The sequence below is a fragment of the Pseudomonas sp. G34 genome, from assembly GCF_031119625.1.
Classification (GTDB): Bacteria; Pseudomonadota; Gammaproteobacteria; order Pseudomonadales; family Pseudomonadaceae; genus Aquipseudomonas.
Genome location: NZ_JAVHZV010000018.1, coordinates 76991 through 89603, shown reverse-complemented (window position 1 = coordinate 89603; position 12613 = coordinate 76991). Strand labels below are relative to the sequence as shown.

Genomic DNA, 12613 nt, shown 5'->3' with positions numbered 1-12613 from the left:
GAGAAGCATGCCATGCGCGTACTGATCGCCGAGCAGGATCACGCCGAGTACCAGCGCCTGCTGCAGCGCGCTGCGCCGCAACTCGAGCTGGTCACCGGCGAGGACAGCGCACTCGCCGAGCAGGCCGCCAGCTGCCCGGTCTGGCTGGGTGAGCCCGACCGGTTCGCCAACCTGCTGCGTGCCGGCCATAAACCGGCCTGGCTACAGTCGACCTGGGCGGGCATCACCCCGCTGCTGGCAGAGGATTTGCCCAGGGACTACCAGCTGACCCGCGCGGTCGGCGTGTTCGGGCAGATCATGGCCGAGTACGTGCTGTGCCACATGCTTGCCCACGAGCGCGAACTGGTCGCCCGCCAGCAGGCCCAGCGCGAGCAGCGCTGGGATGGCGGCCTGCCGGGTAGCCTGGCAGGCCGCCGGGTGCTGATCGTCGGCTGCGGTGAGATTGGCGCGGCGGTCGCCCGCTTCCTGCAGCCGTTCAACGTCGAACTCAGTGGCGTGGCCAGCAGCCCGCGAAGCCTGGCGCCATTTCACGAAGTGGCGGCGCTCGACGAGCTGCCGCGGCTGGTGGCCCAGGCCGATTACGTGGTCAACCTGCTGCCCAATACGCCCGCCACCCGGGATATCTACGATGCCGCCTTGCTGGCCCGCTTCCAGCCATCGGCGGTGTTGATCAACGCCGGGCGTGGCACCGCGGTGGTCGACGAGGATCTGGTCGCTGCGCTGGCCAGCGGAGGGCTGGCCGCGGCGGTGATCGATGTTTGCCGTGAAGAGCCGCTGCCGGCCGGGCATCCGTTCTGGACCGCGAGCAACCTGACGCTGACCGGCCACAGTGCCGCGCCGACCCTGCCGCACCTGCTGGTCGAGTTGTTCCTGGCCAACCTGCAGCGTTATCGGGCGGGCGCCGCGTTGCAGGGCCTGGTGGATTTCGCCCGCGGCTACTGAACCCACCGTCGCCGCCGGCTTGTACTGTGTGGCCTGCAGACCTAGACTGCCGGCCTTTTCGCCCGCTACCTGCAAGTTCGATCATGGCCGCACCCACGCTTCCTTTCTGGCAACACAAGACCCTCGAGCAGCTCGACCTCCAGGAATGGGAGTCGCTGTGCGATGGCTGTGGCTTGTGCTGCCTGCAAAAGCTCGAAGACGAGGACGATGGTACGGTGTACTACACGCGTATCGCCTGCAAGCTGCTCGATCTGCAGACCTGCCGCTGCAGCGACTACCCGAACCGCAAGCGCTTCGTGCCCGATTGCATCCAGCTCACGCCGGCCCAGGCCGACCAGTTCCAGTGGCTGCCGCCGACCTGCGGCTACCGGCTGGTCAGCGAGGGCAAGGATCTGCCGCCCTGGCACCATCTGGTATGCGGCGACCCCGATGCCGTACACCGCGAGCGCATCTCCCAGGCTGGGCGCATGCTCAGCGAAAACAGCGTGGCCGAAGACGACTGGGAAGAGCACCTGATCTTTCGCGCCGGCTGAGTGTCTGTTGAGCCGTTAAGGCTCGTTTAAGCGCGATGCTGTTTGCTTGTGCTAGTTGCGTCATATTCTTGCTGTGCGTTGATCCCCCGTGACGTTCTGACTGGTCTCTGGAGTTGCCTGTATGTCGATTCGCTGCCTGCTGCTGTCCGCTGTTCTGTTGAGTACCGGCACACCCCTGTGGGCCGCCGAAAAGGTCGATCTGGACTACAAGGTCAAATTCCTGCCGCAAAGCGATCAGGCGGAAGTCAGCATCACCCTGGAGGAGGGCGAGCGCGTGCGTGGCCTCAACTTCAACCTCGGTGACGAGGGCTACTACAGCGACTTCAAGGCCGATGGCGAGTGGAAGCCCGAAGGCGATAACCGCGGCCTGTGGGTGCCCGGCAAGGGCAAGAGCAGCCTGAGCTACAAGGTGCGTATCGATCACCCACGCGGCGAGGGGCGCTTCGATGCGCGCATGACCGAGGACTGGGCACTGCTGCGCGGTGATGACCTGATTCCCAGTGCCGTGCTCAATCAGGCCGACGGCATTGAGCTGGTCGCCCGCCTGGAGTTCGACCTGCCCAAGGGCTGGCGCAGCGTCGAGACCGGCTGGCCGCGGGTGGGCAAGAACAAGTTCCGTATCGACAACCCGCAACGCAAGTTCGACCGGCCCACGGGCTGGATCCTCGCCGGCAAGATCGGCACCCGCCGCGCCAAGCTCGGCGAAACCCAGGTGACCATCGCCGCGCCGGTGGGCGAAGGCATGCGCCGGATGGACGCGCTGACCCTGCTGACCTTCGTCTGGCCGGAAATGCAGGCGGTGTTCCCCCGTGACCCCGCCAAGCTGCTGGTGGTCGGCGCCGGGGATCCGATGTGGCGCGGCGGCCTGTCGGCACCCAATTCCTATTTCATGCACGCCGACCGCCCGCTGGTCAGCGAGAACGGTACCAGCTCCCTGGTGCACGAGCTGGTGCACGTGTTCAGCCGTATCAGCGATACCGACAAGAGCGACTGGATCAGCGAGGGGATCGCCGAGTACTACGCCATCGAGATAATGCGTCGTGCCGGTGGGCTCAGCGAAGACCGCTACCAGAAGATCCGCGAGCACCTGATCACGTGGAGCAAACCGGTGAAAACCTTGCGCACCGAAACCTCCACCGGGCCGGTCACCGCCCGCGCGGTATTGCTGCTGCAGGAACTCGATCGCGAGATTCGCCAGGCCACCAAGGACGGCCAGCAGCGCTCCCTGGATGACGTGGCCCGTGGCCTGATGCGCATGGACAAGGCCAGCACCAAGGACTTCATCGAGATCACCGAGAACGTCATGGGCCGCAGTTCCAAGGTGCTGGATACCCGCCTGCTGCGCTAAGCCCCGCGGGCCGCCGCGCGCATCCTGCGCGGTGGCCGTCACCCTGCTGAGCGAGTGCAGCGGCTGATCTATCGACTTTACTGATATTTTTGTCGCCAAGCGAAATGCCCGATCCGGTACTGCTGCCGGATCGGGCATTTCGCGTTACAGGCCTGCCATTGCTGGCGTTGAGGGAGCTATCAATGGAGTCGATCTTTACTATTCCTGGGAACGAGTTTTTGATCAAATTTTCTTGAGTAACATGAGCTCCATACCCACTTACTTCCTCCCAAGGAGCTCATCATGAAAACTGAATTTATCGCCAGCCTGTTTATCGCCACCCTTGCCAGCGCAGCATTCGCACTGCCGCAGGGCCCGGTCGACGCCACCACTTCGCACTCGATCAGCACCCAGAAAGTGGCTGAGGACGGTTACAAGCGTACCGGCGGCAAGATTGCCGAGAGTGGCTTCGAGCGCGTCGGCGGCAAACTGGTTGCCGAAGACGGCTACAAGCGCACTGGCGGCAAGATTGCCGAGAGCGGTTACCAGCACGTAGGCGGCAAGCTGGTTGCTGAAGACGGTTACAAGCGCACTGGCGGCAAGATTGCCGAGAGCGGTTACCAGCATGTAGGCGGCAAGCTGGTCGCTGAAGACGGCTACAAGCGCACTGGCGGCAAGATTGCCGAGAGCGGTTACCAGCACGTAGGCGGCAAGCTGGTCGCTGAGGACGGTTACAAGCGCACTGGCGGCAAGATTGCCGAGAGCGGCTACCAGCACGTAGGCGGCAAGCTGGTTGCCGAAGATGGCTACAGCCGCACCGGCGGCAAGGCCGAGATGTCCTGATCGGTCAGCCTCGACACGAAGCCCGGCATCGTCCGGGCTTTATTTTGTCTGCGATTTCAGTACTTGGCGCCAGTGCGCGTGTTGTTGCCTTTGGCCAGGCGGTCGTAGAGCACCACGTTGACGGTGGCCGCCAGGTTCATGCAGCCCTCGGTGGGGATATAGACCACTTCTTCGCACCAGTCGCGAATGCTTTTGTCGAGCGAGCCGTCTTCGGGGCCGAAGATGTAGAAGGCACGATCCGGATGGGTATAGGTGGGCAGGGGGCGTGCGCCATCCACCAGCTCCACGGCGACCGGCGTGCAGCCCAGCGGGATGACCTTCTGCAGGTCATCGATGCCGATCAGCGGAATATCCAAATGCACGCGCTTGGTGTCGGTGACGAAGTCACGGGCGCGCTCGTAGCGCTTGCCGGTATAGAACACCGAGGCCACGCCATAGCAGCCGGCGGCGCGCATCACCGCGCCGACGTTCTCCGGCGACTTGGGGTTGTAAAGACCGATGCAGCTGTATCGTTTGTTGCCCACGGGCCAGGCCTCGAGAAAGGGGCCGGCATTATACGGCCTGTGGGCAGCGCGCGCTGCTCAGGACTTTTTCTGCAGCAGCTCGGCCAGGTTGGCGAAGGCCTTGTGGGTGGTTTTCGATGCGGCCTGGCTGGCCGTCGAACCTTCACTGAAATACTGCTGGTCGGTGTAGCGGGCGTGTTCGTTGTCGTGACAGAACAGGCACAGCAGTTCCCAGTTGGAGCCGTCCTGGGGATTGTTGTCGTGGTTGTGGTCACGGTGGTGCACGGTCAGCTCGCTCAGGCGCTTGCCGGAAAATTCACGGGCGCAGCGGCCGCAGACGTGCGGGTACATGCGCAGGGCCTTGTCCCGGTAGCCTTCTTCACGGCTGCGCTGGGCGTCGGCGAGGATGCGGTCGAGTTTGGAAGTAGGCGTGGACGGGCTGCTCATGGTCGCTCCTTGCTGGCGTATGCGAGCAGTATATAGGCAGGGCCGGGGAATCAGTCTGCACTTTCCGTCGGCGGGCACTGCCCAATGCAGCGTGTCCCACTGCCTTATGGAGTACCGACCATGCGCACACCTCTACTCGTGCTGATCAGCCTGCTGTCGATCGGCGGCATCGCCCAGGCCCAGCAGCAGTCAGCCCCGCCCGAGCCGGCCGGGGCGATACAGACGCCCCAGGTGCCTGACCCGTCCAAGGTCGACCCCGACACCCCGCCAGTGATTCGCGATGGGCGTGACAACGATGAGTCCACCAAGGCCGCCGAGGATGCCGCCGAGCGCCAGCAGGAGCAGGCGCCCGAGCTACCGGAGGAGCAGATTCCTGACTGACGCCACCGGCTGCCGGCTCCGGCAGCCTTCTAGCGGCCTGCCGCGTGCAGGCCGAGTACCTTGAACACGAAGGCATATTCCAGGGCCACGTCGCGGATGGCCTGGTAGCGGCCGCTCATGCCGCCGTGGCCGGCTTCCAGGTCGGTCTTGAGCAGCAGCAGGTTGTCGTCGGTTTTCAGCTCGCGCAGCCGCGCCACCCACTTGGCAGCCTCCCAGTACTGCACGCGGCTGTCGTTGTAGCCGGCCACCGCGAGGATTGCCGGGTAGCGCTGTGCCTGGACATTTTCGTAAGGGGCATAGCCCTTGATGCGTGCATGCACCTCGGGCTCGTTGGGATCGCCCCATTCGTCGTACTCGGTGACGGTCAGCGGCAACTCCGGGTTGAGCATGGTGTTGAGCACGTCGACGAAGGGCACTTCGGCGATGGCCGCGGCAAACAGCTCCGGGCGCTGGTTGAGTGTCGCGCCGATCAACAGGCCGCCGGCGCTGCCGCCGCTGATCACCAGTTGCGAGGCGCTGGTGAAATTCTTGGCGATCAGGTGCTCGGCGCAGGCGATGAAGTCGCTGAAGCTGTTCTGCTTGTGGGCGAGTTTGCCCGCGCGGTACCAGGCTTCACCCAGCTCACCGCCGCCGCGCACATGGGCGATGGCGAACACCACGCCGCGGTCGAGCAGGCTCAGGCGCGCGTGGGAAAACCACGGGTCGAGGCTTTCACCGTAGGCGCCGTAGCCATAGAGATAAAGGGGCGCCGCCTGGCCCAGGGCATCGCGCCGCGCCACCAGGCTGATCGGCACCTGGGTGCCATCCGGCGCGGTCGCCCAGAGCCGCTGGCTCAGGTAGGCATCGGCATCGAAGTTGCCGAGAACCGGCGTCTCCTTGAGGATCTGCTGGGTGCCATCGGCCAGGTTCAGCTCGCGAATCTGCGCCGGGCGGTTGAGCGCTTCGTAGCGCAGGCGGATCACCGGGCTGGTGAATTCCAGGCTGTCCTGCACGTACAGGCTGTAGGCCGCATCCGGCAGGCTGACCCGATAGCCGGCCATGCCCTGCGGGCGCACGTCGATGACCGGCAGGCCGCCCTCGCGCAGGCTGAGCACCAGCGCCGATTCTGCCAGGCTGACGCCTTCGAGCATGACCTGCTCGTCGTGCGCCACTCGCTCCTGCCAGTGGGGCCGCGTTGGTCGTTCGGGCGCGGCGCTGTACAGGGCGAAGTTGATGCCGCTCTGGTTGCTGCGAATCAGCCAGGCCCACTGGCCGTCCAGTTTGCCGTGATCGGCGTAGTACTCGTGGCCTTCTTCACGCGCGGCCAGGCACTGGAAGGGCTGCTCGGGCGTGTCGGCGTCCAGTACCCAGGACTCCGTGGTGGTCTTGCTGCCCAGCAGCAGCACCAGCTGGCGCTCGGAGCTGCTGCGGTAGCAACTGAGAAAGAAGCGCTCGTCGGCTTCGTGGAAAACCTGGGTGCCGTGTGCATCGCCCAGGCGAAAGCGCTGCAGGGTGGCTGGGCGGTGGGTGCCGTCCAACTCGCCGTAGAACAGGGTCTGGCTGTCATTGGCCCAGGTCATGCTGCCATCGCAGTTGTCGAACGGCAGTTCGCTGACGGCACCGCTGGCCAGCTCCTTGACGAACAGCCGGTAGATTTCCTCGCCGCTGGTGTCCAGGCTGTAGGCCAGGCGCTGCTGGTCCGGGCTGATGCTGAACGCACCCAGGGACAGAAAACCACCGGCGGCAATCTCGTTGGGGTCGAGCAGCAGTTGCTCGGCGTTCTCATCGAGCGTCAGGCTGCCATCGGCCGGGCGAGGGCAGCGATAGTGGCGTGGATACTCGTCGCCAGCGGTGGTGCGCTGGTAGTAGAGGTAGTCGCCCCAGGGCGTTGGCAGCGACAGATCGGTTTCGCGGATGCGTGCCTTGATTTCCTGGAACAGCTGCTCGCGCAGCGGCAGATCGTCCAGCCGGCTTTCCAGGTAGGCGTTCTCGGCGCGCAGGTGCGCCAGTACCTCGTCGCTGTCGCGGGCCTCGAGCCAGTGGTAAGGGTCGGCGCCGGGGGCCTTGCGGGCGATGGGAGCGGTGGTCATCAATATCTCCAGAGCGCGGGGCGACATCCGGGTGCAGTTCCAGACGCTGTCGCATCTGCGTTCCAAGAAATGCCCCAAAGACGCCGAACCGGGTAAAAGCCGTTATCATAAGCGCCTTTGTCGTGCGGCAAGCGCGCAAATGCGCATTCGCCCGCTCGAGCCCAGTCAAGCAAGGGACCATCGCCCTCATGATCGAAAACGACTATCTCCTCGCCTGGGGCGCCTATGCGATTGCCGCACTGGGTTGCCTGCTGGTGTGGTTCCGGATTACCAGCTGGATGTGGCGCTACCTGCGCGAGCCGCTGCGGGTGCTGGTGGCGATCCTGCTGTTCTGCCCGACCATCGTCGACCCGGCCAAAGAACTATTTGCCCCGGCGGTGGCGATCGTCGCCCTCGACCTGATCTTCAAGGTCGGCAGCAATGCCTGGCGCGCCGTGGCGGATCTGGCCATGTACGGGATGATCGCCTTTGCCGTGTACCTGGTGTTCGTGGCCATTCGCTGGCCGTTCCTGAGCCGGGCCAGGGCGCGCAAGGCGGCGCGTGAAGAGCAGCAGGGCGACAGCGACCTGACCCTGCGCGAGCGTCTGCAGCAGGACCAGGAGCAAGAACCGACATACTCCCCGCCACGCAGCAGTCGCGGCACTCGCGTCGAGCCGCGCTTGTAGGCACTGTCAATCGAGAGCCCGATCATGTGTGAATTACTGGGCATGAGCGCCAACGTCCCCACCGACATCGTCTTCAGCTTTACCGGGCTGATGCAGCGGGGCGGGCGAACCGGGCCGCATCGTGATGGCTGGGGCATCGGCTTCTACGAAGGCCGCGGCCTGCGTCTGTTCCAGGACCCACGGGCGAGCAGCGAGTCGGAGGTGGCGCAGCTGGTGCAGCGCTACCCGATCAAGAGCGAGGTGGTGATCGGCCATATTCGCCAGGCCAATGTCGGGCGCGTGTGCCTGGCCAACACCCATCCCTTCGTGCGTGAGCTGTGGGGGCGCAACTGGTGCTTCGCCCACAACGGCCAGCTGGCCGACTTCCGCCCGGCACTGAGCTTCTACCGTGCCATTGGCGATACCGACAGCGAGACGGCCTTTTGCGATCTGCTCAACCGCATTCGCACGGCCTTCCCGGAAGCCGTGCCAGTCGAGGTGCTGTTGCCTGAACTTGTCGCTGCCTGCGCGGCCTATCGACAGCATGGCGTGTTCAACTGCCTGCTCAGCGACGGCGATTGGCTGTTCAGCTTCTGCTCCACCAAGCTGGCGCACATCACCCGGCGCGCACCCTTCGGGCCTGCGCACCTGCGTGATGCCGACATGAGCGTGGATTTCCATGCCGAGACCACCCCCAATGACGTGGTCTCGGTGCTGGCCACCGAGCCGTTGACCGACAACGAGCAGTGGTCGTTGTACCAGCCGGGTGAATGGCGCCTGTGGCGCGCCGGCGAATGCGTCGCCCAGGGCCAGAGCAACTGACGAGCGTCCCGCACGGCGGGGCGGCGGGGGAAGGATGATAAGAAGTTATCTGCGTCTGGCATTGTTCGCCCTTGGTTTGCTGCTGGGCGTTCAGGTGCCGGGGTTCATCGACGATTACACCAAGCGCGTCGAGGCCCACCGCCTGGAATCCGAACAGAGCCTGAGCGGCTTTCGTGACACCGCCCGGCGCTTCTTCGATGGCGACCTGCAGCGCCTGGTTGGCCATTACCGCAACAGCAGCGATCCGGTGATGCAGAGCGATGCGCGCAGCGTCGGCCTGCTGGTGGAGCGCTCCGCGCTACTGGAGCAGGAGTCGTTGGCCATGCAGGGCCCCTGGTATCGCCAGGTCTGGCACCTGGCAACGGCCGCCGATAGCCAGTTGCTGGCAGAAACCCGTGCCGCCTATCGCTATCAGGTGCTGCTGGCGCCGGAGGCAATCGCCTGGGGCATCGCCTGCGCGCTGTTCCTGGCCTGGGTGGTGGAAAGCATCCTGCTGTTGCTTGCTATGCCGTTCCGGCGTAGCAAGCGGCGCGTGGTTGCCGAGCGACAGACGCCGCGCATGCGCTGAAAGCAGTTACGTAGCCTGGGTTGAGCGCAGCGATACCCAGGGCCGTTCCCGGGTGTCGCTGTGCTCGACCCGGGCTGCAGGTGGCCAGCTACTTGGCCAGAAAGCGCATGCCGTCTTCCAGGCCCTGCAGGGTCAGCGGGAACATCTGGTCGTTGATCAACTCGCGGATGATGCCGGTGGAGCTGGTGTAGTCCCAGGCCTCACGCGGGTAGGGGTTGATCCAGATAAGCTTCTTGTAGGTTTCCATGAACCGCTGCAGCCACAGGTAACCCGCTTCTTCGTTCCAGTGTTCGACGCTGCCGCCCGGCTGGGTGATCTCGTAGGGCGCCATGGCCGCATCGCCGATGAATACCACCTTGTAGTCGGCGCCGTACTTGTGCAGCAGATCGTGGGTGGACATGCGCTCGGCAGTGCGCCGCAGGTTGTTCTTCCACACCGATTCGTACACGCAGTTATGGAAGTAGAAATACTCCATGTGCTTGAACTCGGTACGGCAGGCCGAAAACAGCTCCTCGCAGACCTTCACGTGGGCGTCCATGGAGCCGCCGATGTCGAACAGCAGGAGCAGCTTGACCGTGTTGCGCCGCTCCGGGCGCATCTGGATGTTCAGCAGGCCGCCGTCGCGGGCGGTATGGTCGATGGTGCCATCGAGGTCCAGTTCGTCCTGGGCACCCTGGCGAGCGAACTTGCGCAGGCGGCGCAGGGCGACCTTGATATTGCGCGTGCCGATCTCCACCGAGTCGTCGAGGTTCTTGTAGTCGCGCTGATCCCACACCTTGAGCGCCTTGCCCTGGCGCTTGCCGGCATCGCCAACGCGAATGCCCTCGGGGTTGTAGCCGCCCGAGCCGAACGGGCTGGTGCCGCCGGTACCGATCCACTTGTTGCCGCCGGCGTGGCGTTCCTTCTGTTCCTCCAGGCGCTTCTTGAATTCCTCGATCAGCTTGTCGAGGCCGCCAAGCGACTGGATCTGCGCGCGCTCCTCGTCGCTCAGCGAGCGCTCGAATTCCTTGCGCAGCCACTCTTCGGGAATCAGTGCTTCGAGGTGCTGATCGAGGTTCTGCAAACCCTCGAAGTAGGCCGAAAAGGCCCGGTCGAACTTGTCGAAATGGCGCTCGTCCTTGACCAGGATGGCGCGGGCCAGGTAGTAGAACTCGTCCATGTCGGCGAACACCACCTTGTGCTCCAGCGCACTGATCAGGTCGAGCAACTCGCGCAGGGACACCGGCACCTTGGCGGCGCGCATTTCGTTGAACAGGTTGAGCAGCATTGTCTATGCCCTCGGGATTATCCGTAGGGTGGGTTAGCCGCGCAGCGGCGTAACCCACCATTGATGCCGCAGGCATCATGCTTGCCAGCCTGGCGGCTGGGCGGTGGGTTACGCTTCGCTAACCCACCCTACAAGGACGTTCGATATCAGCGATTACCGCGGCGCGTCATAAACGCCAGACGCTCGAGCAACTGCACGTCCTGCTCGTTCTTGACCAGGGCGCCGGCCAGCGGCGGAATGGCCTTGGTCGGGTCGCGCTCGCGCAGCACCGCTTCGCCGATGTTGTCGGCCATCAGCAGCTTGAGCCAGTCGACCAGTTCGCTGGTCGAGGGCTTCTTCTTCAGGCCCGGTACCTTGCGCACGTCGAAGAACACGTCCAGCGCTTCGGCCACCAGGCTGTTGCTGATACCGGGGTAGTGCACGTCGACGATCTTCTGCAGGGTCTGGCGATCCGGGAAGGCGATGTAGTGGAAGAAGCAGCGGCGCAGAAAGGCATCCGGCAGCTCCTTTTCGTTGTTCGAGGTGATGATGATGATCGGCCGGTGCTTGGCCTTGATGGTTTCGTCGGTCTCGTAAACGTAGAACTCCATCTTGTCGAGTTCCTGCAACAGGTCGTTGGGAAACTCGATGTCGGCCTTGTCGATCTCGTCGATCAGCAGCACCACGCGCTCGTCGGCCTCGAAGGCCTCCCAAAGCTTGCCCTTCTTGATGTAGTTGCGAACCTCGTGAACCTTCTCGGAGCTGAGCTGCGAATCACGCAGGCGGCTGACCGCGTCGTACTCGTACAGGCCCTGGTGCGCCTTGGTGGTGGACTTGATGTGCCAGGTGATCAGGCGTGTGCCGAAGGATTCGGCCAGTTGCTCGGCGAGCAGGGTCTTGCCGGTGCCGGGCTCGCCCTTGACCAGCAGCGGGCGCTGCAGGGTGATGGCAGCGTTGACCGCAAGCTTGAGGTCATCGGTGGCGACATAGTGCTCGGTGCCTTCGAACTTCATCGGGAATCCTCACGCGGTGCAAGCGAATACGAAAACGCCGACTATAGCGTGCCCGGCTCACGGCTGTGAACGTTACCGGGGTATTCAGTCATTGAATGGACAGCTCAGGGCTGTTCAGCAGCGTCGCGCTCGAAACCACTGTTGAAGGCCTGGATGAAACCGTTGCGCAGGATGCCGATAAAGGCCTGGAAGGCGCTGATGTCCTGCTGCTTGGTGCTGCCGCGCAGCTCCACGCGGGTGGCGATCTGGTCACGCGGGCGGTTCTTGAGCACCTTTTCGCTGCCGGCGACCACCGCTTCCCAGATCGAGCGGAAGAAACCCTTGTTCTGGTTCTCGACATCCTGCTGCCAGTCGAACACCTCGACGTCGCGCAGCAGTGGCTTGATATAGCCGCTGAGCTGGGAGTCTTCGGCGAAGGCCTCGACCACGACGTCGCCGGTGCCCGATTTGAAATCGAACTTGCCGTAGGCGTTGGCCAGGTTATTGAGCCGTGTCAGTTCGATATCGGTGGCCCGCACGCGGAATTCGAAATCCTGGAAGTTGTGAAAGGGGTCGAACACCGCGCTGGCCTCCAGCGGCGCCTGATCCATCAGCTTGGCCTTGCCTTCGAAGCGCGCCACGCGGTCGCCCTGTTCGTCGGCCACGTTGGTCAAGTTGTAGAAGCTGGCCTGGATGTCATTGGCCTTGAGTTTCACGCGCGGCGACGTATTGAAGTTGTAGAAACCCAGGGTGCCGTCGTTGATCCGTGCTTCGTTGAGGGTGATGGGCAGCAGCTTGTTCAATTGCTCGCGCCAGTCGGTGCCTTCACCGGTCTGCGAGTCTTCGCTGCTCTTGCCGTCGACGAAGTTCACCTCGGGGCGCTCGAACACCACCCGGGCGACCACCGCATGATTCTCCAGCAGTTCGTTCCAGCTCACCGCGATGTCGATCTGTGGCGCGTCGATGAAAGGCACCGGCAGGTTCTGGGTCACCTTGACGATGCGCAGGCCATTGATCCGATAACCACCGCGCCATAGCGCCACGTCGACGTCTTCTACATGGCCACGGTAGTCGCCCATCTCGGCCAGTTTGTCGTTGAGGTAATTGCGCACCATGTAGGGCAGGGCGATATGCACCACCAGCAGCAGGGCGAGCAGGCCGAGGCAGATCCACAGGGGCAGGCTGTAGCGACGTTTCATCGTGGGTGTCCGGTTACGCGGTGTGTGGAGTGGACTGCCACCGATCCGCCGGAGTTCGAACTTCCAGACGCTGGACGCGCCAGGGCTTGAGGCATAG

Annotated in this window: 14 protein-coding genes; 8 read left to right on the top strand and 6 right to left on the bottom strand. The window is 64.0% G+C overall.

The window, feature by feature from the left end:
- The first annotated feature begins 12 nt into the window (after positions 1–12).
- The 4 genes from QYS36_RS12940 (at position 13) to QYS36_RS12925 (ending at position 3645) form a co-directional block, all read left to right on the top strand.
- A complete protein-coding gene (locus QYS36_RS12940; protein ID WP_308839863.1) occupies positions 13–942 on the top strand; it encodes a D-2-hydroxyacid dehydrogenase in 930 nt (309 codons plus the stop codon).
- A gap of 83 nt (positions 943–1025) precedes the next feature.
- A complete protein-coding gene (locus QYS36_RS12935) occupies positions 1026–1475 on the top strand; it encodes a YcgN family cysteine cluster protein (protein WP_308839862.1) in 450 nt (149 codons plus the stop codon).
- A gap of 121 nt (positions 1476–1596) precedes the next feature.
- Positions 1597–2823 (top strand): hypothetical protein, encoded by a 1227-nt coding sequence (locus QYS36_RS12930; protein ID WP_308839861.1) that lies wholly within the window; start codon positions 1597–1599, stop codon positions 2821–2823.
- Between the two features lie 282 nt (positions 2824–3105).
- Positions 3106–3645, top strand: a complete 540-nt coding sequence (locus QYS36_RS12925; protein ID WP_308839860.1) for a heme utilization protein — start codon at positions 3106–3108, stop codon at positions 3643–3645.
- Between the two features lie 56 nt (positions 3646–3701).
- On the opposite strand, the gene QYS36_RS12920 is transcribed toward QYS36_RS12925, so the two are convergent.
- Together QYS36_RS12920 and QYS36_RS12915 are read right to left on the bottom strand one after the other, a co-directional pair.
- Positions 3702–4169: an RNA methyltransferase gene (locus QYS36_RS12920; protein WP_027905051.1), complete on the bottom strand. Its 468-nt coding sequence runs from the start codon at positions 4167–4169 to the stop codon at positions 3702–3704.
- 57 nt (positions 4170–4226) lie between these two features.
- A complete protein-coding gene (locus QYS36_RS12915) occupies positions 4227–4595 on the bottom strand; it encodes a YajD family HNH nuclease (protein ID WP_308839859.1) in 369 nt (122 codons plus the stop codon).
- Between the two features lie 120 nt (positions 4596–4715).
- Here QYS36_RS12915 and QYS36_RS12910 point away from each other — a divergent pair, with 120 nt between their 5' ends.
- Entirely contained in the window at positions 4716–4976 is a 261-nt protein-coding gene (locus tag QYS36_RS12910) for a hypothetical protein (protein WP_308839858.1), read from the top strand.
- A 29-nt stretch (positions 4977–5005) separates the two neighbouring features.
- Here QYS36_RS12910 and QYS36_RS12905 read toward each other — a convergent pair whose 3' ends face one another.
- Positions 5006–7045: a S9 family peptidase gene (locus tag QYS36_RS12905; RefSeq protein WP_308839857.1), complete on the bottom strand. Its 2040-nt coding sequence runs from the start codon at positions 7043–7045 to the stop codon at positions 5006–5008.
- A 188-nt stretch (positions 7046–7233) separates the two neighbouring features.
- Between QYS36_RS12905 and QYS36_RS12900 the strand changes: the two genes are divergently transcribed.
- From QYS36_RS12900 to QYS36_RS12890, 3 genes are read left to right on the top strand one after another with little or no spacing between them, the layout of a single operon-like run.
- Positions 7234–7710 carry an MFS transporter gene (locus tag QYS36_RS12900; RefSeq protein WP_308839856.1) on the top strand — a complete coding sequence of 159 codons (477 nt, stop codon included), beginning with the start codon at positions 7234–7236 and terminating at the stop codon, positions 7708–7710.
- 24 nt (positions 7711–7734) lie between these two features.
- Positions 7735–8511 (top strand): class II glutamine amidotransferase, encoded by a 777-nt coding sequence (locus tag QYS36_RS12895; protein WP_308839855.1) that lies wholly within the window; start codon positions 7735–7737, stop codon positions 8509–8511.
- Positions 8512–8545: 34 nt separating this feature from the next.
- Positions 8546–9079 carry a DUF2937 family protein gene (locus QYS36_RS12890; RefSeq protein WP_308839854.1) on the top strand — a complete coding sequence of 178 codons (534 nt, stop codon included), beginning with the start codon at positions 8546–8548 and terminating at the stop codon, positions 9077–9079.
- An 88-nt stretch (positions 9080–9167) separates the two neighbouring features.
- Here QYS36_RS12890 and QYS36_RS12885 read toward each other — a convergent pair whose 3' ends face one another.
- The 3 genes from QYS36_RS12885 to QYS36_RS12875 form a co-directional block, all read right to left on the bottom strand.
- The gene (locus tag QYS36_RS12885; RefSeq protein ID WP_308839853.1) at positions 9168–10346 is read right to left on the bottom strand and encodes a VWA domain-containing protein; all 1179 of its coding nucleotides are present in this window, start codon (positions 10344–10346) and stop codon (positions 9168–9170) included.
- 146 nt (positions 10347–10492) lie between these two features.
- A complete protein-coding gene (locus QYS36_RS12880; protein ID WP_308839852.1) occupies positions 10493–11338 on the bottom strand; it encodes a MoxR family ATPase in 846 nt (281 codons plus the stop codon).
- A 104-nt stretch (positions 11339–11442) separates the two neighbouring features.
- Complete coding sequence (locus tag QYS36_RS12875; protein WP_308839851.1) at positions 11443–12516, bottom strand: DUF748 domain-containing protein; 1074 nt, start codon at positions 12514–12516, stop codon at positions 11443–11445.
- Positions 12517–12613 lie beyond the last annotated feature (97 nt).